Raw genomic sequence first — 20084 nt, 5'->3', positions numbered from 1 at the left:
GCCATGCAGATTCTCAAGCACAAGACGAACTTCGACTTCATCAGCAAGCGCAAGCCGGCGCTCTTCATCTCCACGATCATCAACCTGGCCATCATCGTGGGCATCGCCACGGTGGGGTTCAACTTCGGCGTGGACTTCGCCGGCGGCACGGTGGTGGAGCTGAAGTACAACACGCCCACCACGGCGCAGCAGGTGCGCGAGCGCGCGCAGGCCGGCGGTCTGCACGACGTCAGCGTGCAGGGCGTGGGCGCGGCCGAGGAGAACTCCTTCCTGCTGCGCATGGGCGGCGTCACGCAGCTCACCGAGACGAACGCCGAGCAGGCCAAGGCCGCCATCCAGGGCCTGGGCGAGACGCGCAGCGTGTACGCGGACATGGCGAACGGCATCGTCAACTTCCGCTCCGCGCAGCCCATGTCCCCCGAAGCGGTGAAGAAGGCCGTGGAGGGCGCTGGCATCGGCGTGCAGGAGGTGCGTGACCTGGGCGCGAACCAGGGCGGCACCGGCTACGACTATCAGGTCGTCGCGAGCGGCATGGCGGACAAGGTGTTCGCCGCGCTGGGCGCCGGCATGGAGAAGCCCAACTTCGAGCAGCGCCGCGTGGACTACGTGGGCCCGCAGGTGGGCAAGCAGCTGCGCAACCGCGGCGTCATGGCGCTCGTGTACTCCATGGTCGCCATCCTCATCTACGTGGCGTTCCGGTTCGACTTCAAGTTCGGCCCGGGCGCGCTGCTCGCCATGCTCCATGACGTCATCATGGTCGCGGGCTACTACCTGGTGAGTCAGCGGGAGTTCAACCTCACGTCCATCGCCGCGCTGCTCACCATCGTGGGCTACTCGGTGAACGACACCATCGTCATCTACGACCGCATCCGTGAGGACATGGTGAAGTACAAGGGCAAGGCGCTGCCGGAGATCATCAACATCGCCGTCAACGACACGCTGGGCCGCACCATCCTCACCTCCGGCGTGACGGCGCTGTCGCTCATCGGTCTGCTCATCTTCGGCGTGGGCGAAATCTTCGACTTCGCCATGGCCATGCTGGTGGGCATCATCGTGGGGACGTACTCGTCCGTGTATATCGCCAGCCCGGTCGTCATCTGGCTGGACGAGCGCGCGGCGCACCGGCAGCCGCACGAAGGCTCCAAGCAGGAGCCGAAGGCGGCCTGAGCCGTCCTTCCGCAGCCTGGATGTAGAGAGGGCCCTGCTTCCTTCGTGGAAGGCAGGGCCCTTCGCTTTTGACGCTAGAAGCGCGCGCCCAGCGTGAGCGACGCGTCCATCAGCCCGCCGCCGTTGTCGTTGGACGCGACGTCCGCGAAGTCCTGGTCGATGAGGACGCGGTACGTGCCGCGCACGCCGGCGGTGAGGCCCCCGGTGTTGAACTCCAGGCCCACCGCCAGGGGCACCTCCTCCATCAAATCCGAGTCGTAGAGCCCCGCGCCCGCGCCGCGCACGTCCACGTACGACAGGCCCAGGCCCACGCCCGCGAAGGGGCGCACCGCGGTGAGGAAGGGCGGCGACACCTTGATGAGCGCGCTGCCTCCGTTGCGCACGAGCGAGGGCCCGTCGAAGAGGCGCGTGTCGCTCACCTTGTTGTGGGAGCCCTCGTAGCCGACCTCCAGGCCCAGGAAGGTGGTGGGCTGGACGTTGAGCGTCAGGCCCCACATGGGGCCCGTGCTGGACAGCTCTCCCAGGTCACCCGTGTAGTCGCCCACGCCGCCGCGCAGGAACACGTTCACGTCGCCCTGCTTCTTCTGCGCGAGCGCGCTGCCCGCGCACAGCACGGTGACGAGCAGGGCGCTGGCCTGGAGGCTTCTTCGAAGCATGCGCAACCTCATCTGTTCGGTGGTGTGCTTCCAAGCTGGGCACCGCGCACCTGCCGTGCAGGTTGGGAGCAGCAAGGCGACCGAGCGCACGTCTGAACGGCCGTACAGGAGGGAGAGGTGGGAGGACGGGTTGGCCTGCCATGGTCGGACGTCTGAGGTACTGTCCTTCACCATGCGGTGGTTGCTTCCAGACGTCGTTGAGCAGGAGGTCGGGTTGCTGGCGGGAGAGCTCTCGCTGCACCCGTTGGCGGCGAGGGTGTTGCTGCATCGCGGCTACCGCACGCCGGAGGCCGCGTCGGCGTTCCTGTCGGACCGTCTGGCGGACCTGCCGGACCCGTTCCGGATGAAGGGCATGACGGGCGCGGTGGAGCGCATCCTCCGCGCGCTGCGCAACAAGGAGAAGGTGACGCTCTACGGGGACTACGACGTGGACGGCGTCAGCTCCACGTCGCTCATGTACCTGTTCCTCAAGGAGCTGGGCCCGGCCCCCGCCACGTACATCCCGCACCGCCTGGACGAGGGCTACGGCCTCAACCTGGGCGCGGTGGAGCGCATCGCGCAGGACGGCACGCGTCTGCTGGTGACGCTGGACTGCGGCATCACGTCCGTGGCGGAGATTGCCCGCGCTCGGGAGCTGGGCCTGGACGTCGTCGTGGTGGACCACCACACCGTGCCGCCCACGCTGCCGCCCGCGGTGGCCGTGCTCAACCCGCACCAGCCCGGCTGCGAGTACCCCACCAAGGTGCTGTGCGCGGCGGGCGTGGCCTTCAACCTCTGCATGGGCCTGCGCAAGCGCCTGCGCGATGACGGCTTCTTCGCCACGCGCAAGGAGCCCAACCTCAAGGCTTTGATGGACCTGGTGGCGCTGGCCACCGTGGCGGATGTGGTGCCGCTCACCGGCGCCAACCGCATCCTCGTGGCGCATGGCCTCCAGGAGCTGTCCCAGGGCCGCCGCCCCGGCATCCGCGCGCTGAAGGAGGTGGCCGGGCTGGAGCCGGACGCCACCGTCACCGCGGGGCAGGTGGGCTTCCGCCTGGGGCCCCGCATCAACGCCGCGGGACGGCTGCACGACGCGTCGCTGGGCCTCCAGTTGCTGTGCGCGGACTCCCTGGAGACGGCGCGCTCGCTGGCGCAGGTGTTGGACCGCGCGAACGCGGAGCGCCAGGGCATCGAGAGCAGCATCCTCACGCAGGCGCTGGCGCAGGCGGAGGAGCACAAGGACGCGCGCGGGTTCGTGCTCTACGACGAGGGCTGGCACCCGGGCGTCATCGGCATCGTCGCGTCGCGCGTGGTGGAGCGCTACCACCGGCCGACGGTGATGGTGGGCGTGAAGGACGGGGTGGGGAAGGGGTCAGCCCGCAGCATCGAGGCGTTCCACCTGTACGACGCGCTCACCGGCTGTTCGGACCTGCTCACGCGCTACGGAGGCCACAAGCACGCCGCCGGCCTCACCGTGGACGCAGGCAACCTGCCCGCCTTCCGCGCGGCCTTCGAGAAGATCGCCCTCCAGCGCCTGACGCCCGAGGATCTGATTCCCCGCTGCCGCGTGGACGCGGTGGTGAACCCCAGCGACCTGGACGCTTCCGCGGTGGAGTCGCTCCAGCGGCTGGGGCCCTTCGGTCAGGGCAACCCGGAGCCGGTGCTGGTGCTGCGGGGCCAGACGGCGCGCCCGCGCGTGCTGCCCGCGAAGTCCGGCGTCAGTGGCGCCGGGCACCTCAAGCTCGCGCTGCTGGACGCGCCGGAATTGGACGCCATCGGCTTTGGCATGGCGGACCGCGTGTCCATGGTGGAGGGGCCGGTGGACCTGGCCTTCCAGGCCGGCTTCGACACCTTCCGGGGCCAGCGCAAGCTGTCCCTGCGCCTCAAGGACCTGCGTCAGGCGGCGTGACGCCGCCGAGCATCTACGCAAGCCCCCAGCGCACGCGGCCCGGTGACATCAGCGCGCCGGCCCGCGCCAGCTCGTTGAGACGGAAGCGCTCCGCCTGACGCTCGAAGGCGGTGCGGCAGCCCTCCGAGCAGAAGAAATACCGGCGCTTCTTGTACTCCGACGACGGATGGCCCTCCGGGGCCTCCAACTGCCTGCCGCACACCGGATCCCAGTGCTTGCCCTGTGCCTGCGCCTGCCCCTGTTCCTGAACGCCCTTCATCTTCCACCTCCGGCCCAGCGCCCCTGACTCCCCCACCCGGCGCGGATGTGTGCAGGGTGCATGCCAGCGGCCCAGGTCCTTGGAATGCCAATCAAGGGGGGCGCGGGGGGGAGGCGGGGCGGGAAGAAAGTTCAGCCCCCGCCTTCCGCCTCCTGATGGGAAGCGGGGCGGGGGCCTGGGGAAATCCAGCTCAGAAGCCGATGCCGGCGCTGCCACCGAAGAAGAAGTCGTTGGCGTAGCCCCGGCGCAGGCCCATGGCCTCGATGCGCAAGGTGAGGTGCAGGGTGCGTGAGAGGGCGGGCCGCCCGCGCAGACCGATGCCGTACTGGATGACGGGCTTGAGGCCGTTCACCTTCGTCTCGTCGTCGCCCACGGTGATGCCGGTGTTCTGGTAGGCGATGCCGCCGCCTGCCTGCGCGTAGATGCCGAAGGCGGACTGACCGAAGCGCAACAGGTAGGCGGGCGCGAGGGTGAAGTAGTGAAGCCGCGTGTCCCCCTTGATGAAATTCGTGCCGTCACTGAGGCTGCCGTAGAGCCAGCGCAGGTCGGCGAAGAGGGCTTCGCGCAGGGGCTCGTTTTCGAGCGAGCGACCGAACTCCCAGGTGGCGCGCACACCCATCGCGGGCCGGTTGTCGGAGAAGTCGCCCCGGGCACTGTCCACCAGCAGCATGCCGGCGCCCAGTTCGAACGCGACGCCCAGGTTGGGGTCGTCCAGGCGGGAGAGCTTGTCGAAGCCGTCGTCGTTCTCGCGCTCGGCGGCTTCGCGGAACTCGTCGGTTTCGTCCACCAGCTTGCGACGTCGCTCGTAGGCGTCGTCATCGTCCTTCCGGGCCTTGTCCGAGGCGCGGGCGGCCTCGTCGTCCGGATAAGCGTACGGGTCGTCCTCGTCGGACTGCGCGAGCGCGGGAGCGGTGAGGAGCAGGCCGCCAGCGAGGCAGGCCTTGAGCAGTGAGTTCAAGGGAGCGGGCCTCATTCGATGACGATGCTGGGGCAGGTGGCGCCCGCCGACGTGCTGGCCGGGCAGTAGTTGTCGCCGATGAGCCACTCGCGCGGGATCCGCAGGTGGTCCACGAACTCGTTGCACACGGCCTTGCGCAGCTCCAGGTCACTGACGTGGCCGATGATGGCCAGCGCGGGCAGGGCCAGGGTGAAGCCCAACTGGTTGTTCAGGAACCGCTCGGTGAGCTGGAAGATGCCGGGGTTGGTGGGGCTCGTGTCGTAGTACGCGGCGACGACGGCGCGCTGGAGCACCGCCTCCTGGTTCTGGGCGCGGCCCGCCTGGAAGAGCGCGGACGCCAGGATGGTGCCGACCTTGTACTCGTTGCCTCCGCCCGAGAAGGTGTTCACGTCCTGGCCCACCAAGTTGTTCCAGAGCTGCTGGCTCATGCAGCGGTCGCCCTTCGAGATGTCCCGTTCGGCCGTGACGGCGGAGAAGGGACCGTTGTCGAAGGAGCTGGAGAGGAAGGCCGGATCACACCCGTGGGGGCTGCGGCAGGTGGCCCCATAGGCGTGGTAGTCCGCGAGCCCTTCGTCGAAGGACTTGAGCACGTTGGCGCCCTGGCTGGGGCTCTCCTGCGACCAGGTGATCAGCGACAGGGGGAACGACTGGGAGGCGTACGCCAGGCGGTTGAAGACCAGGTGCGAGTACTCGTGCGTCATCACGCCCGCGTTGAGCGGCAGGGGCGCGCGCTGGATCTCCTCGAAGGGGAGCACCAGGAACGACTGGAGGATGGGATAGAAGATGGCGTTGTCGCGCGCCGGATCCTTGCTGTTCTGCGCGATGACGAATTCAGGGAAGTAATAGAGCGTGGGGACCGGCTCGAAGTCGATCGACTTCATGTTGCCAACGGTGCGGAAGTACTCGTTGGCGCGCTCCAGGTTGTAATACGACGTCACCATGTTCCAGGAGTGGAAGTCCGCCGGCCAGAGGATGTCCTCGCCCGTGGCGGGGTCCTTCTGGCTGATGTAGCTGGCCTTCACGTCGTGGCCGGCCTTCTTGAGCAGCACCTCCCCGATGGTCTCTTCCGTCGCGTTGTTGAGCGCCGGATCGTTCACGTCGATGACGATGCGCGCACCGCCTTGCAGGTCGCCGACGGTGCCCTTGAGCCCGACGATGTCCTCGATGGTGGTGAGTTCGACCTGGGTGGGGACGTATTTGCCATTGCTGGAGAGGGAGAGGACGGAGACCTTGACGGGCGCCTCGCTGTCCGGCGCGCAGCCGGTGGCCAGCAGTCCCAGCCCGATGGCGGCGGTGATGACTGTTCGGAGCATGGCGCCGTTTTACTCCGGACCGCTCAGAACGTGTATTCCCCTCCGAGTGTGAGCAGGCCGGAGACCTCCGACGGCAGGTCCTGCGGCACGTCCCGCTGGAGGGCCACCGACGCCCACAGCCTCACCGGGTCCCCCAGGCGCACCGTCCAGCGGGAGGCCAGCACGTGGGCCACGCCCTGGGTGGGCACGTACCGGGTGAAGGCGTAGGACAGCTGACCCCGCACGGTGGGGTTCAGCCTCCAGGTGAGGGAGGGCTTCAGGTCGAAGCGGGCCGGGGCGGAGGGGAAGCCGGTGCCGGCGTTGACGTCCGCCATGCGCCGCGTCACGGCCGCCCCCAGGTCGCGAAGCTGGCGCTTGCGCAGGCCGGCCAGGGCCTTCCGGGCGGCGGCGCGGCCCTCCAACTGGGACTCCAGGGCGGTCCACTCGGCCTCGGTGAACTGGCCGGCGGAGAGCGGGTCCTCGCTGTAGAGGGAGAAGCCGCCCCTCAGGCCCAGCTCCCAGCGGCCGTCCCAGATGAGGCGCGCGCCCAGCGTGGGCCGGGCCACCCAGAGGATGTCCTCCTGGGCGTACCTCACGGTCGTGGCGCCGTCGGAGACGGTGAGCAGCTGCCGGCGCAGGGGGTAGCGGTGGAGGCCCATGCCCGCGTCCAGGCCGTACTCCACCCTGGCGAAGCCCGCCGAGTCGTAGCCCGCCGCCAACTGGACGCCCTGGCTGCCGTAGCCCGTCCGGGCGGTGAGGCCGGGGACGTTCAGCCGGGGCAACTCCTGGGTGAGCGCGGTGTTGGAGCCCTTGTTCAGGCCCAGGCTGACGACGCCGGACAGCAGCCAGTGCTCGCCTGCCAGGTGGTCCACGCCCACGGAGACCTGATGGGTGGCGGCGGTGCCGGCTTCGGGGCGCACGCCGGTGTAGCCGAGCGTGAGGAACGTCGCCTCGCCCACGCCCACGTCACCCAGCAGGCTCCAGAGGCCGTAGCCCCGGCCGGCGCTGGCCTCAAGGGTGAGGGAGCTGTCCGCGCCTTCCGCCCGGGCGGGGCACGCGCCCAACAGGCCGAGCAGGGCGCACAGCACCCCCCCCGCCTTCAAGCACGCGGAGGCTCGCGCGGGCCTCCCCACGGGCTGACGACAGGTGGCCTTGTCCCCCTGCATGTCATCTCCAACCCCGGAGACCGTTCGTGGTTGCGGGAGGGCTTCATCCTGCCCGCTCCGACCCCCATCTTCCGAGGGAGGACGGTGGGGGCGGGAGCCACGGATTCCTTGACGCGCTGTTTCCACGATCCGCTATGGTGCCCGGCCTTTCTTCCCGAACAAAGCGCAGGCGGTCTCCATGGCGGTTCCGTTCATCTCCGAGGTCAAGCGTACCCATACCTGCGGTCAACTCACGGCCGCGAATATCGGCGAAGAGGTCGTCCTCTTCGGCTGGGTGCACAACCGCCGCGACCACGGCGGCGCGGTGTTCATCGACCTGCGGGACCGCGAGGGTTTGACGCAGGTGGTGTTCGAGCCGGACAGCAAGGAGGCCCACGACATCGCGGGCACCCTGCGTCTGGAGTTCTGCGTCGGCATCAAGGGCAAGGTGCTGTCGCGCGGCAAGAACGTGAACCCGAAGATGAAGACGGGGGAGATCGAGGTGAAGGCCTCGGACCTGACCATCTTCAACCGCTCGGAGCCCACGCCGTTCCTCATCGAGGACAACGTGGACACGTCCGAGGAGAAGCGGCTGGCGCACCGCTATCTGGACCTGCGCCGGGGGCCCCTGCAGCGCACGCTCATGACGCGCTCGAAGATGAACGCGCTCACCCGTCAGTACATGAACGGGAACAACTTCCTGGAGCTGGAGACGCCCTTCATGGGCAAGTACACGCCGGGCGGCGCGCGCAACTTCCTGGTGCCCAGCCGGCTCAACCCGGGCAAGTTCTACGCGCTGGCGGAGAGCCCCCAGTTGTACAAGCAGCTGTTCATGGTCGCGGGCTTCGACCGGTACTTCCAGATCGTGAAGTGCTTCCGCGACGAGGACCTGCGCGTGGACCGGCAGCCGGAGTTCACGCAGATCGACGTGGAGATGAGCTTCGTCACGCAGGACGACATCTTCACCATCATCGAAGGCCTGCTGAAGAAGCTGTGGGGCGAGGTGCTGGGCCTGGACATCCCCACGCCGTTCCAGCGGATGGACTTCTACGAGTCCATGGCGAAGTACGGCAACGACAAGCCGGACCTGCGCTTCGGGTTGGAGCACATCGTGCTCACCGACCTCATCCGTGAGCACGGCGCCGCGGGTGGCGTGCCCATGATGTGGGACGCGGTGCAGGAGAAGGGCATCGTCAAGGCGATGGTCGTCCCGGCGGAGAAGGCGCTGTCCCGCGCGGAGAGCGACAAGCTGGAGGAGTTCGCGAAGCAGGCAGGCGCCAAGGGTCTGGCGCGTGCGAAGGTGGGCGAGGGCGGCGAGTGGACCCAGTCCCCGCTGTCCAAGACGATTACGCCCGCGCTGCGGCTGGCCATCAACCAGGCGTGCAACGCGAAGACGGGCGACCTGCTGCTGTTCCAGTTCGGCCGCGAGTCGCTGGTGCACACGGTGATGGCGAACCTGCGCGTGCACGTGGCGAAGAAGCTGGGCCTCATCCCCGAGTACGGCAGCGGCGGCCAGTGGAAGTTCCTCTGGGTCGTGAACCCGCCCCTCTTCGAGTACGACGACGAGACGAACACGTGGGCGGCGGCGCACCACGCCTTCACCCGTCCGCACGACGAGGACGTGCCGTTCCTTCTGACGGATCCGGGCCGCGTGAAGTGCCACCGCTACGACGTGGTGCTCAACGGCTTTGAAATCGGAGGCGGCTCCATCCGCCTGCATGATCCGAAGGTGCAGTCGGAGGTGTTCCAGGCGCTGGGCATCCACGAGGAGGAGGCGCGCACCAAGTTCGGCTTCCTGCTGGACGCGCTCAAGTTCGGCGCGCCCCCGCACGGTGGCATCGCGCTGGGCATGGACCGTCTGGTGATGCTGCTGACCGGCGCGGAGTCCCTGCGCGACGTGATTCCGTTCCCCAAGACGAAGACGGGCACCGACACGATGACGGGCGCGCCCGGCGACGTGGATGAGAAGCAGCTGCGCGAGCTGCACGTGCGCTCCGTGCCGCTGCCCCAGAAGTAGGCGGTTCGAAGTCGTGGCCCCCCGTCCCGCGCTCAGGCGCGGGACGGTGCGGGGCCTGCCCGTGACGCCGGGGCCATGACGCCCGGTGGTGGACACCCCTGGCGGGCCCTCCGTCCTTCGTCGCACCCTGCGCTCCTTCGGGAGGCCGGGGGCAGTGGCGGGAAGGCGACGGACGACACCGGGGGGCCGCTGGACATCCTCCGGACCATGGCCATCGAGGACCGGTGGCGTGTGCGGGGGAGGTCCGGACGGCGATGCGGAAACAGACCTGGGCGGGCGGGATGTTGGCGTGGGCCCTGCTGTGTTCGGGCCCGGTGCTCGCGGCCGAGACGAAGATGCCCCCAGGCCTCACCGGAGACTGGGGGGGCGTTCGCGGGCTGCTCTTCGAATTGGGCGTGGCGCTCCAGGTCCGCTACGCGACGGAGCTCGCCTACAACGCGCGCGGCGGCAAGGGGCATGCGCTCCGGCAGGCGGGCCAGTTCGACGTGGGGCTGGGCGTGGACCTGGAGAAGCTGGCGGGGCTCAAGGGCGGCACCTTCCAGTTCACGTTCACGCACCGCAATGGCAACAACCTGGGCGCGGACATGGAGCTGGGCAACCTCCAACTGGTGCAGGAGGTGTATGGACGCGGCAACGTGGGGCGCCTCACGCAGCTCTGGTACGAGCAGCTCTTCTGGGGGGAGCGCGTGCACTGGAAGCTGGGCCGCGTCACGGTGGGCGAGGACACGGCGGACTTCCCCTGCGACTTCCAGAACCTCTCATTCTGCGGCGCGCAGCCCGGCAACATCGTGGGCAACTACTGGTTCAACTGGCCGGTGAGCCAGTGGGGCACGCGGCTGCGGCTGGACGTGGCGAAGGTGGCCTACGTGCAACTGGCCGCGTACGAGATGAACCCTCGCAACCTGGATCCGGCCTTCTACCTGGGGCGCTTCTCCGGAGCGACGGGCGTGATGCTGCCGCTGGAGCTGGCGTGGAACCCGAAGTTCCGCGAGGGGACGCTGGAGGGGCTCTACAAGCTGGGCGCCTGGTACGACACGTCCAACGCGAGCGACGTGCTGCTGGACGACGTGGAGCGCGGCGGGCGCTATGGCGCCTACTTCGTGGTGCGCCAGCAGCTCACGCACGTGCCCGGTGCCGCGAACAAGGCGCAGGGGCTCAACGTCTTCCTGCGGCTGACGCACACGGACCGGGAGACCTCCACGGTGGACAGCCAGTACACCGCGGGCCTGGAGTACACGGGCGTCTTCGGACGGGCGGATGACGACGTGGGCTTCGCGCTGGGCCGCACGCACTCCAATGGCCGGTACGTCACGTCCCAGCGGCTGAAGCAGCTGCAGGATCCCACCACGCTGGTGCCTCGCACGGAGTACCTGGGCGAGCTGTTCTACAGCCTCCATGCGACGCCGTGGCTGGTGCTGCGGCCCAACTTCCAGTTCATCCGCCCGGGCGCCAACGAGGATGCGCGCAACGTCATCGTGCTGGGCCTCAAGGGCGCCCTGAGCCTCTGAAAGATTCCGGTGGCACGGCGCATGTGGGGGGATGCGCCCCTTGCCGTGCCGCTTCGCGGGTGGCCTAGACTGGCCCCATGGCCCTGTCACCCTCGTGGCATGCATGGCTGTCGGAGAACCTGCTGCGCGGCGTGGCGGCGGATGCGCTGGCCCGGGTACTGGTCGCCGAAGGGGTGACCCCGGACGATGCGCGCTCGGAGGTGGAGCGCGCGGCCCGGCACCCGGCGGTGGAGGTGGGGGCCCGGCACGTGGCGCTGGGCGCGGAGGTGGCGTCGCTCCTGGACGTGCGCGCCGCGCTGCATGCGCAGGCGGGAGCGGGGGTGGAGCGGCGGCGGGGCGTGTCCGCCGACGAGTTCCGCGACCGCTACTACCGCGCGCACCGGCCCGTCATCCTGGAGGACTTCCTGGAGGGCTGGCCGCTCTTGGAGCACTGGACGCCGGAGGCGCTCGCGCGGACATACGGCCATGTGGAGGTGGAGGTCATGACGGGCCGCGAGGCCCGCGCGGACTACGACATGGCGCCGGATGCGTGCCGCACGGTGATGCGGCTGTCGGAGTTCCTCCACCGGCTGGAGCACGGCGGGCCCACCAACGACCTGTACCTCACCGCTCGCAACTTCGCGCTGGAGCGTTCGGAGCTGCGCGGGCTGTTGGACGACGTGCGGTTTCCGCCCGGCTTCCTGCACCCCCGGCCGGAGCCCGGCGGCATCAAGCTGTGGGTAGGTCCGGCGGGCACGCGCACGGCGTTGCACCATGACGTGGACTCGGTGCTGTTCGGCCAGGTCCATGGGCGCAAGCGCTTCTGGCTGATTCCCTCGTTCGAGACGGCGCGCGTATACAACCACGCTCACGTGTGGAGTTCGGTGGACGCGTCCGCCCCGGACCTGGCGCGCTTCCCCGCCTTCGGCACGGCGCACGTGCACGAGGTGGTGGTGGGGCCCGGCGAAATGCTGTTCATCCCGGTGGGCTGGTGGCACCAGGTGCATTCGCTGGATGTGAGTGTTTCGGTGACGTTCCAGTCGCTGGACATTCCGGGCGGCAACGCGCGGTGGCACACCTCCGGTTGAGGAGGCATGCCGCCCGCGCGCGCAAAGCGTCGCGTTGAGATTTCAGCCCGACTGCGTTTCTGTTTCAGGCAGCGGCGGCGTGGACGGCGGCGGCGTGGGCGCGGGCGGCACGGAGTTCGCGCGCGGGACCGGATCTCCCTTCTTCAAGTCGTGGGGCGGGAGGGGCGGCGGGGGATTCGGGACGATCTTGTGAGAGAACGAAGGAGGGGTCATGGAGTCCGCTCTAGGTGGATGTGGACAACCCAACAGGTTCAGCCCGACACGGGGGGGCCGACTGTGAAATCAATTGTCCCCCCTGTAGTGAATACGTGGCTCGCGCAGAACCTTGTGCGTGGGGTTTCTTCCGCGAGGCTCGGGGCCGTGTTGGAGGCGTCTGGAATGGCGCCAGAAGTTGTCTGGGAAACGCTTCGCGAAGCCGAGACACATCCCGCGGTGGTCGGAGGTCGGACCCACGCGACGCGTTTGAATGCCTTGGAATCACTGCTCGCGGCGCGGTCGGCGCTGCAACGACAAGCGCGCAAGGACCTCCAGGTGGAGCGGCGCCAGCGTCTGTCTCCAGCGGAGTTCTTCACCGATTACTACCGGCGCAACCGGCCGGTCGTCATTGAAGGGCTGTTGGAGGACTGGCCCGCGATGAAGCGGTGGACGCCCGCGTGGATGGCGGAGCGCTTCGGTGATGAAACGGTGGAGGTGATGGCGGGACGTGAATCACAGGCAATGCCTGACTTCCATGCGGAGCGCCTGCGCCGTGACGTGCCTTTGCGCGAATTGCTGGCACGCTTCGAGGGTGCGCCCACGAACGACATGTATCTGGTGGCGCGCAACAGCCTGCTCTTGCGCGAAGCCTTCCGACCGCTGCTGGAGGACCTGCGTGCGCCGGAGGGGTACATCCAACCGGACCTGGTGGGGCCCGACCGCGTGCACCTGTGGCTGGGGCCCGCGGGGACGCTGTCCAACCTGCACCATGATCACCTCAACGTCCTCTTCTGTCAGGTGTGGGGCCGCAAGCAGGTGTGGCTGGCTCCGTCGTGGGAGACGCCGTGGATGGCGAACGAGCGCGGCTTCTACAGCGCGGTGGACGTGCTCGCGCCAGACACCGCGCGCTTCCCGGACTTCGCCCGCGTGGCCCTGCACACGGTGGAGGTGGGGCCCGGGGACACGCTCTTCATTCCCGTGGGCTGGTGGCATGCGCTGCGCGCGCTGGACGCGAGCCTGTCCGTGACGTTCGTGAGCTTCGAGCAGACCCCCGGCCTCAACACCTGCTGGCGTGAGGGCTGGCTGGGGGCCACGCCCCAGGAGGAACACCGATGAGTCCCGTGAGTCCGGCGCGCGGAGTGGAAGTGGAGGGCGGCTCGCCGCTGGCGCCCGAGTGGCGGCGGTGGCTGGTGGAGAACCTGCTGCGCGGCACGTCGGCGAGCGAGCTGGTGACGGCGTTGGAGAAGGCAGGGGTGCCAGCGGAGCAGGCGCGTCGCGCGGTGGAGGCGGAGCAGCAGGAGCCCTTCGTCGCGGGGGCCCTTCGCGCGGTGGGGATGCAGCGCAAGCTGGAGGGCCTGCTGGATGTGTACGCGGAGCTGTTCCAGCAGACGGGCGGGCCGCCCCGGGTGGACCGGCATGACGCGCTGACGCCCGCCGCGTTCTTCGAGCGCTACTACTTCCAGAACCTGCCCGTGGTGCTGCGCGATGGCTGGGCGGCCTCGCTGTCCTCGCGCGAGTGGACTGCGGCCCCTGTGGCGGAGCGGTTGGGCGAACGGGAGGCCCGGCACGCGTGCTGCGTGCCGCTGTTCGAGGATGCACGGCTGGAGTCGCTGGCGCGGGGGCTGTCCACGCCCCGGGGACTCGCGGCGGAGGACGTGCGCGCGTGCGAACCCCGCCTGTGGTGGGAGCCCGTGGGGACGGAGGTTCCGCTGCGGGCGTCGCGGCGCAATGTGTTGCTGGCCCAGGTGCAGGGGGTGCGCCAGCTCCAGCTCATCCCAGCCTTCGAGTTGCGGCGCGTGGCGTCGTCATCGGAGGGCGCGGACACGCCGCTGCGCCTGGACGTGGAGCTGTCGCCCGGGGAGCTGCTGCTGCTGCCGGTGGGGTGGTGGTACGGCTTCAAGGCCGCGGAGGGCGGGGTCGCCGTCTCGTTCGAGGCGTTCGCGCTGCCGGAGCCGAACGTGACGTGGGATTCCGACGCGGAGCCGCTGCCTTCTGCGCTGCCGCCCCGGGACTGAGCGGACGGCTCGCGGAGCCTCGTGCGCCGCGGCGCTACTGGTACAGCAGCACCTTGTCCACCCAGCGCATGCCGGGCTGCTGCTGATGCCAGTCGAGCCGTTCGGCGCGCAGGGCCTGTGAGGGCTCCGTGCCCGCCTGGATGCGCTCGCGCACCGCGCGGAAGAACGCGCCCGCGTCGTTGGGGATGTCCGCCGTGGCCGCGAAGACGGCCCTCGCGCCCGAGGCGACGAAGGCCTGGGGCAGCGAGGACGTCTGGTGCAGGAGCGGCGAGAGGCGGGCCGCGCTGCACGCTCCCAGCACCACCAGCGGCGCGCCATGGAAGTGCCGGCGGCGCAGCTCCTCCGCGGTGAGCGCGTAGTGGCCGTCCTGCTGCGGCGACAGCGCGATGATCGTGGCGTCCGACAGCGCGCGGTCCACCACGCCGTGCGCGTGGATGTCGATGTCGGTGGCCTGCTCCATCGCTTCCAGCACGCGCTCGGGCGTGGCCTGCGTGCCCTTGAGGCGCAGCAGGCGCTGCGCTCCCTCCAGGTCCACTTCCGCCGCGGACGGCAGGCGCGCCAGCCGCAACGAGGCCGGCGGCTCCACGTCCGACACCACGACATGCATCGGGGGCTTCGCCGGAGGCGGTCCATGGGCGCCCGTGCCCACGCGGTAGCTCCAGGCGAGGTCCGGCGGAAGGATGCCGGAGCGGCTGTCCAGCGGCGGCGCGGCCAGCACCGACACGCGGGGACAGTCGCGCAGCAGGTCCACCAGCTCCCCGGGCACCAGCCCCGTCAGGTCGTCGCGCAGGGGCCGCGTGCGCGTGGCGTCGTAGTGGCCCCGAATCTGGCCCTGGAGCCCCCGGACCACCGTCACCGTGCGCTCGTCCTCCACCGCGGCGGCCAGCACGCAGCCCTCCGGCACGGGCACCTGGAGGCTTTCGGCCACCACGTCCAGGGCCTCGGGGAAGGCGCCCGCGTGACCCGCGCTCACCGCCAGCGTCCGGTAGGCCACCACCCGGGCGTCCTTCGCGTCCGCGTTGATGCGCAAGAGCGGCTCCGCTTCCGTGATGGCGCGGCGCAGCTCCTTCTGTCCGGCGCGCCAGTCGCGGTCCACCGCGAAGCGCCCCGCGATGAGCGTGGCCAGCACGCGCCGGCCCGCGTTCTCCTGCAACGGCGTCACCCGCGCCAGCTCCGCCCGGAGGCGCGCTTCGTCGGACGGCCGGGGATCCAACCGCGCGAGGTCCGCGAGGATCCACGCCCCCTGCAGCCCGGGCGTCTGTCCGCACGCCAGGGATTCCTCCAGCTCCTGCCGGGCCTCCCGCGGGCGGAAGCGCATCAGCGCCAGCGAGGCCAGGTTGCGGTGCGTCTGCGTGCGCACCCCGCAGTCCTCCGGCTGCCGGGCCAGGGATTCGAACAGGTAGGCGCGCGACAGCGCGATGCGCACCTGGAAGCGCGTCGCGTTGGCCAGCATCACCAGCGCCGCGCCTTCGCGCTCCCATTCGCCCAGCGCGGCGGCCTCCTGCCATGCGGCGCGCGCGGCCTCCTCTCCCTCCACCAGCCGGTTGGACGCGGTCGCGCGCTGGCTCAGGCGCGTGAGCAGGTCCACGCAGCGCAGGGGTAGCTTGCGCGCGCGGCACTCTGCCAGCGCCGCGCGCAGCCGGTCTCCGGCCTGGGCCCCCTGTCCCGCGAGGTCATCCAGGCGCGCCCCCTCCTGCGCCACGCGCGAGAGGATCCACGGGTCCCTCACACCGCGCGTCAGGGCCTGCAACTCCTCCTGCGTGCGCGCGACGCCCGGCGTGCGCAGGAGCGCGCCCAGGAGCAGGTCGCGGGCCGTGTCGTCCTGGCGCAGGCGCCCGATGAGGTCCGCGGGGGCGGGGTGTTCTTCCTGCACCAGCCGCGCGTACTCGCGCGCGAAGGGCGCCCGGCGCGTGAAGTCCAGCGCGGACACCCGCTGCACGGTCGCCTCCAGCGAGGTGTCTCCGGACGCATGGTCCAACACCTTCGCGAGCGGCAGCAGCGCCATCACGTGCGCTGTGTCCTCCGCGGACATCAGCAGGTCGTAGAACTGCTCGCGCGCGAGGCCCGGGAAGCGGCCCGCGGCGTCCACCGGCAGGGGCGCGTCGGGCGTGCGCAGCCGGGTGAGGAAGGCCTCGCGGGTGGCCCGCCAGGCGTCGGCCCGCGCCTGGAGCCGGGCGCGCAGGCTCCGGGCCTGCTCGCGAGCCTCGTCGCTCCAGCCGGCCTCCTGCTTCGCGGCCACCTGTTCGAAGGTGGCGGCGGCGACGAGGGGCAGGCCCAGATCGCGCGTCAGCACCGCGCGGTTCCAACGCGCCTGCGGGTGGTCGGGCGCCGCTTCGAGCGTGGCGTCCATCAGCGTCAGGGCTTCGTCGTGCCGGCCGCGCAGGAAGAGGGCGGCGGCCTGATCACTGTCCCGATCCTGCGAGGGCGGGGTGCGCGAGAGGTGCGCGAGCGCCTGCTCCGTGTCGCCATGCAGCAGGTAGCTGACCGCGACCCCGTGCGCGTCGCCACGCTCCTCCAACCCGGACAGCGGCCCCAGCGGCACCGGACGGGCCAGGGTGTCCGGCGTGCGCGGTGGCGCATAGGGGCGGTGCCGGTCCGCCGCGGGCAGGGTCAGCCGGACTTCCAGGGGGCGGGTGGGCAGCTTCGACCGCCACAGGGCCTGGGAGTCCAGCGCCGGTGCGTGCTGCTTCCAGGCGCGCACGCCCGCGAAACCCAGGGCACCGCTGAGCACAAGGCCCACCGCGAAGGCCGCGCGCTTCACGCCTGTGCCCCCCGAACGGCGTGTGCCTTGGGGCGTCTGCTGCATGCCAGTCATCCGGGGCCTCCCGCGTGCCCCCGCCTGTCTCCGCGGGTCCAAACGACAGACAGTCTACGGCCAATACCCCCGGGCCCGACAGACCCGGGGGATAAACGACAGAACGGCCGTTCGTTTGTGCCCGGACGGGTTACTCCACCTTCAGGGGTGCGCGCGTGGCCTCCACGACCCGGTGGATGGGGTACAGCTCGCCCACCGTGAGGCTGTCATCGAGGAACTGCCAGCGGCAGAAGCCGTCGTCCGAGTGCGGCTCCAGCAGGTAGGTGGCGAGCGTTCCGGTGCGCTGGTCGGTGGGGACCTTGAGGGTGCCGGCGGGGAACTCGCGCTCGGAGCGCTCGGCGGCCACGGTGAGGATGGTTTCGAAGCGCACGGGCTTGGGCTTCTGGCTGAGCGGGACCTCGTTCTCTCCCGGCGCGGGCACGTTGGCGGCCACGTCCGGGCTGAAGGTCTGCTCGCGGCGGGCGATGCGGTAGCTGTCCACCTGGAAGCGCTGCGCGGTGGCGAGCTTCTCGAAGTGGATGCCGTGGCCTTCCAGCCGGGCCGCGAGCGACGCGGGCACCAGGTACGCGGACGGGGTGCTCACCGCGTGGGTGGGCACGAAGGTGCGGTAGTGCGGCGACTTGTAGGCCTTGCGGCGCTTGCCCGGGTAGCGGCGGCCCTCGATGCTGGCCTCGTCGAAGGAGTTGATGGTGGCGATGTCCTTGCCCAGCACGTAGGCCGGGTAGTCGAACACCAGCGCGCCTTCCGCGTTGCGGTGCGGGACGCCGTAGTTGATGCCGACCAGGTCCTTCACGTCGGGCGACTTGCCGCGCGCGATGATGGCCGACTCCTCGAAGGAGGTGGCGGTGCGGTAGTCCTTGGCGTAGCGGGCGGCGTCACGGATGAGCTCCAGCACCCACGCGCGGATGACGGCGCAGCGGCGCGGGAAGTCGATGTAGCTGTACGTCTCCAGCAGCACGTCCAGCCGGCCCAGCAGGCCCCGGTAGTGGCTGCCGAAGCGGGGCAGCGCGGGGTAGGTGTGCCAGCCGGAGCGCGGGTCGCCTTCCTTGAGGAAGTTGCCGTACCAGAAGCTGTCGAAGCCGTGCTTCTTCTTCACCGCGGCGGACACGCGCTCGGCCAGCTCGCGGTTGTAGTCGCGCGACAGGTGGAAGAGCTCCGCGTTGCCGTGCGGGATGTCGAAGGTCAGGTCGAACGCGTGGATGCTGCCGTCGGTGGTGTGGCAGTCCACGAAGAGGTGCGGCCACCACGCCTGGTACAGCTTCGCGAGCGAGCGCGTCTCCGGGGCCTCCTGCTTCATGTTGTCGCGGTTGAGGTTCCAGCCCTCGCCCGTGTAGCGCGTGCCCACGCCGCCCGGCGGGTTCACCTGGCCCTCCAGGTTCTTCAGGTCGAGCGCGCGGTTTCCCGGGCTGATGCGATCATTGCCGTCCGGGTTGAAGTTGGGGACGAAGACGAGGCAGAGCTTGTCGAGCAGCTTCTTGCCCAGCGGCGTGAGGGTGAGGTCGCGCGCGAGCCCCAGCAGCGTCTCCTTGCCCTCCACCTCACCGGCGTGGATGTTGGCCTCCACCATCACGATGATCTTCTTCTGCTTCTGCGCCAGCTCCGGCGTGAAGCAGTTGCGGTCGCTGATGACCAGGGAGATGAGCGGCTGGCCCTCGCCGCTCTGGCCGAAGTCCACGCGCTTCGCGAGCTTCGTCTGGCCGACGAGCGTGTCGATGAAGGCGACCACGTCGGCGCTGCGGGAGGTTTCCTGGTAGTCGGTGGCTTCCGCGCGGGTACGCAGCTGGGGGATGGGCATAGGTGCGCGCATCCGAGCGCCCCCCGCATGCGGCGTCAAGCACGCGCGTGCGCGGGTGCGGAGGAACCGGCATTCGCGTCCGGAGTGCCCGCGCCAGGGGGCTGGCTTGCCGCGTCGTGGCGGTGTCCCGTATGAGACCGGCCGGACGGCTTTGCGAGGGGGTCTTCATGATTCGGAGTGACAAGCGACGCGGACCGACCCTGGCGGTGCTCGCGTTGGCGTGCGCGGCGGTGTGGGGGACGGGCTGCAAGAAGGAAGAGGCCGTGGCCCCCGCGGTCGTTGTCGACGCGGGCGTGGTGGCGGCCGCGGCCGTGCCCGACGCTGGAGCCGAAGGGGTGGTCGCGAAGGTGAGCCGGCCGCTGCGATTCTCGGACGTGAAGCTCGCGCACGACGGCGAGCGCGTGTCGGTGACCTACACGCTCACCAACCCGGGCACGGTGCAGGGGCGCGGCGATGCATGCCTGTGGCTGCACGATGACAGGGGCGCGGTCATCGAGGCGCTGCGGCTGGGGGCCATCAGCGTGAAGGGCGGCACGTTCGACACGTTCGAGGACCGCGCGCTCGTGACGGCCGCGTTCTGGAAGCAAACCCGGTCGGTGCGGCTGTTCACGACGAACAAGTACTGCCAGCAGCGCTCACCCGAGGCGAGCAGCGAGCTGGCGCACCTCCTGCCCACCGGTCGGCCCGTTCCGGAGGTCTTCCCCAGGCCCCGCGATCTGGAGACGTCGCAGCCCGCGGACTTCGAGGTGTCCAACGTCCGGTTGCGCCACGATGTGGCCGCGGGCGACTACCTCATCACCTACACGGTGAAGAACCTCGGTGGCCGGCGTGCGTCGGGGATGGCGTGCCTTCGGGCCTATGCGGATGACGGGTGCTCCTGCCACCTGGAGGAGTCGTCCGTGGGGGACTTCAGCCTGCCGCCAGGAGGGTCGGAGACCGTGACGGACACCATCCTCTTCAACAAGGATCAGCACTGGAATCAGGTGAAGGTGTTGCGGCTGGCCCTGAGCGAGTCCGGTTGCGCGGATGACGTGGACGAAGTGAACCCTGGCTTCAAGTTCGACAAGCCCGAAGGAATCCAGGGGCCCGCGGAAGCGGTCGACGCGGACGGGGAGGTGGAGCTGGATCCGGACAACAACGACGCGGTGGTCGATGTCCCGGACGAGCCCCAGGACCCCGTGGATGACCACGGCGGGGATGAGCCCTATTCGGACTCGCCGGAAGACACCGGCCACTGACGGACCTTCAAAGGCAAGGTGCCGCCCGAACGTGTTCGGTGCACTGTCCGTGCGCGACAGAACGGCTTG

General features: G+C 69.9%; 15 protein-coding genes. 8 read left to right on the top strand and 7 right to left on the bottom strand.

Annotated features, from left to right (window positions below):
- Positions 1 to 3: 3 nt before the first annotated feature.
- Positions 4 to 1167: a protein translocase subunit SecF gene (gene secF, locus OV208_RS08280; RefSeq protein WP_267573290.1), complete on the top strand. Its 1164-nt coding sequence runs from the start codon at positions 4 to 6 to the stop codon at positions 1165 to 1167.
- 74 nt (positions 1168 to 1241) lie between these two features.
- Here the strand turns inward: secF and OV208_RS08275 are convergent, their stop codons facing one another.
- Complete coding sequence (locus OV208_RS08275; protein ID WP_267573289.1) at positions 1242 to 1823, bottom strand: outer membrane beta-barrel protein; 582 nt, start codon at positions 1821 to 1823, stop codon at positions 1242 to 1244.
- Between the two features lie 172 nt (positions 1824 to 1995).
- Here OV208_RS08275 and recJ point away from each other — a divergent pair, with 172 nt between their 5' ends.
- Positions 1996 to 3711, top strand: coding sequence for a single-stranded-DNA-specific exonuclease RecJ (gene recJ, locus OV208_RS08270; protein WP_267573288.1), 1716 nt, complete (start codon positions 1996 to 1998; stop codon positions 3709 to 3711).
- Between the two features lie 13 nt (positions 3712 to 3724).
- On the opposite strand, the gene OV208_RS08265 is transcribed toward recJ, so the two are convergent.
- The 4 genes from OV208_RS08265 to OV208_RS08250 all read right to left on the bottom strand — a co-directional run bounded on the left by OV208_RS08265 (position 3725) and on the right by OV208_RS08250 (position 7386).
- Positions 3725 to 3970 carry a YHS domain-containing protein gene (locus OV208_RS08265; protein ID WP_267573287.1) on the bottom strand — a complete coding sequence of 82 codons (246 nt, stop codon included), beginning with the start codon at positions 3968 to 3970 and terminating at the stop codon, positions 3725 to 3727.
- A gap of 190 nt (positions 3971 to 4160) precedes the next feature.
- Complete coding sequence (locus OV208_RS08260) at positions 4161 to 4928, bottom strand: hypothetical protein (protein WP_267573286.1); 768 nt, start codon at positions 4926 to 4928, stop codon at positions 4161 to 4163.
- Between the two features lie 11 nt (positions 4929 to 4939).
- Entirely contained in the window at positions 4940 to 6241 is a 1302-nt protein-coding gene (locus OV208_RS08255; protein ID WP_267573285.1) for a hypothetical protein, read from the bottom strand.
- 23 nt (positions 6242 to 6264) lie between these two features.
- A complete protein-coding gene (locus OV208_RS08250; RefSeq protein WP_267573284.1) occupies positions 6265 to 7386 on the bottom strand; it encodes a hypothetical protein in 1122 nt (373 codons plus the stop codon).
- 178 nt (positions 7387 to 7564) lie between these two features.
- Here OV208_RS08250 and aspS point away from each other — a divergent pair, with 178 nt between their 5' ends.
- The 5 genes from aspS to OV208_RS08225 all read left to right on the top strand — a co-directional run bounded on the left by aspS (position 7565) and on the right by OV208_RS08225 (position 14167).
- Complete coding sequence (aspS, locus tag OV208_RS08245) at positions 7565 to 9382, top strand: aspartate--tRNA ligase (protein WP_267573283.1); 1818 nt, start codon at positions 7565 to 7567, stop codon at positions 9380 to 9382.
- A gap of 254 nt (positions 9383 to 9636) precedes the next feature.
- Entirely contained in the window at positions 9637 to 10890 is a 1254-nt protein-coding gene (locus tag OV208_RS08240; RefSeq protein ID WP_267573282.1) for a carbohydrate porin, read from the top strand.
- A 77-nt stretch (positions 10891 to 10967) separates the two neighbouring features.
- On the top strand, positions 10968 to 11957 hold the full coding sequence (locus OV208_RS08235; RefSeq protein ID WP_267573281.1) for a cupin-like domain-containing protein: 990 nt from the start codon (positions 10968 to 10970) through the stop codon (positions 11955 to 11957).
- A 471-nt stretch (positions 11958 to 12428) separates the two neighbouring features.
- Positions 12429 to 13268: a cupin-like domain-containing protein gene (locus OV208_RS08230; protein WP_267573280.1), complete on the top strand. Its 840-nt coding sequence runs from the start codon at positions 12429 to 12431 to the stop codon at positions 13266 to 13268.
- Positions 13265 to 14167 (top strand): hypothetical protein, encoded by a 903-nt coding sequence (locus tag OV208_RS08225; RefSeq protein ID WP_267573279.1) that lies wholly within the window; start codon positions 13265 to 13267, stop codon positions 14165 to 14167. Before OV208_RS08230 ends, OV208_RS08225 begins: the two co-directional genes overlap by 4 nt.
- A gap of 34 nt (positions 14168 to 14201) precedes the next feature.
- Here the strand turns inward: OV208_RS08225 and OV208_RS08220 are convergent, their stop codons facing one another.
- Positions 14202 to 16928 (bottom strand): CHAT domain-containing protein, encoded by a 2727-nt coding sequence (locus tag OV208_RS08220; protein ID WP_267573278.1) that lies wholly within the window; start codon positions 16926 to 16928, stop codon positions 14202 to 14204.
- A gap of 184 nt (positions 16929 to 17112) precedes the next feature.
- Positions 17113 to 18777 (bottom strand): M14 family metallopeptidase, encoded by a 1665-nt coding sequence (locus OV208_RS08215; RefSeq protein WP_267573277.1) that lies wholly within the window; start codon positions 18775 to 18777, stop codon positions 17113 to 17115.
- Positions 18778 to 18944: 167 nt separating this feature from the next.
- Here OV208_RS08215 and OV208_RS08210 point away from each other — a divergent pair, with 167 nt between their 5' ends.
- The gene (locus OV208_RS08210) at positions 18945 to 20015 is read left to right on the top strand and encodes a hypothetical protein (protein ID WP_267573276.1); all 1071 of its coding nucleotides are present in this window, start codon (positions 18945 to 18947) and stop codon (positions 20013 to 20015) included.
- Positions 20016 to 20084: the final 69 nt, after the last annotated feature.

This window comes from Corallococcus sp. bb12-1, from assembly GCF_026626765.1.
Taxonomy (GTDB): Bacteria; Myxococcota; Myxococcia; order Myxococcales; family Myxococcaceae; genus Corallococcus; species Corallococcus terminator.
Note: the sequence above shows the minus strand (reverse complement) of the source record. Positions and strands in the feature narration are given on the sequence as shown.

Excerpts from the sequence above, each read along its gene's own strand:
- secF (WP_267573290.1), top strand. The coding sequence starts at position 4 with ATGCAGATTCTCAAGCACAAGACGAACTTCGACTTCATCAGCAAGCGC.
- OV208_RS08275 (WP_267573289.1), bottom strand. The coding sequence starts at position 1,823 with ATGCTTCGAAGAAGCCTCCAGGCCAGCGCCCTGCTCGTCACCGTGCTG.
- recJ (WP_267573288.1), top strand. The coding sequence starts at position 1,996 with ATGCGGTGGTTGCTTCCAGACGTCGTTGAGCAGGAGGTCGGGTTGCTG.
- OV208_RS08265 (WP_267573287.1), bottom strand. The coding sequence starts at position 3,970 with ATGAAGGGCGTTCAGGAACAGGGGCAGGCGCAGGCACAGGGCAAGCAC.
- OV208_RS08255 (WP_267573285.1), bottom strand. The coding sequence starts at position 6,241 with ATGCTCCGAACAGTCATCACCGCCGCCATCGGGCTGGGACTGCTGGCC.
- OV208_RS08250 (WP_267573284.1), bottom strand. The coding sequence starts at position 7,386 with ATGCAGGGGGACAAGGCCACCTGTCGTCAGCCCGTGGGGAGGCCCGCG.
- aspS (WP_267573283.1), top strand. The coding sequence starts at position 7,565 with ATGGCGGTTCCGTTCATCTCCGAGGTCAAGCGTACCCATACCTGCGGT.
- OV208_RS08240 (WP_267573282.1), top strand. The coding sequence starts at position 9,637 with ATGCGGAAACAGACCTGGGCGGGCGGGATGTTGGCGTGGGCCCTGCTG.
- OV208_RS08235 (WP_267573281.1), top strand. The coding sequence starts at position 10,968 with ATGGCCCTGTCACCCTCGTGGCATGCATGGCTGTCGGAGAACCTGCTG.
- OV208_RS08225 (WP_267573279.1), top strand. The coding sequence starts at position 13,265 with ATGAGTCCCGTGAGTCCGGCGCGCGGAGTGGAAGTGGAGGGCGGCTCG.
- OV208_RS08215 (WP_267573277.1), bottom strand. The coding sequence starts at position 18,777 with ATGCCCATCCCCCAGCTGCGTACCCGCGCGGAAGCCACCGACTACCAG.
- OV208_RS08210 (WP_267573276.1), top strand. The coding sequence starts at position 18,945 with ATGATTCGGAGTGACAAGCGACGCGGACCGACCCTGGCGGTGCTCGCG.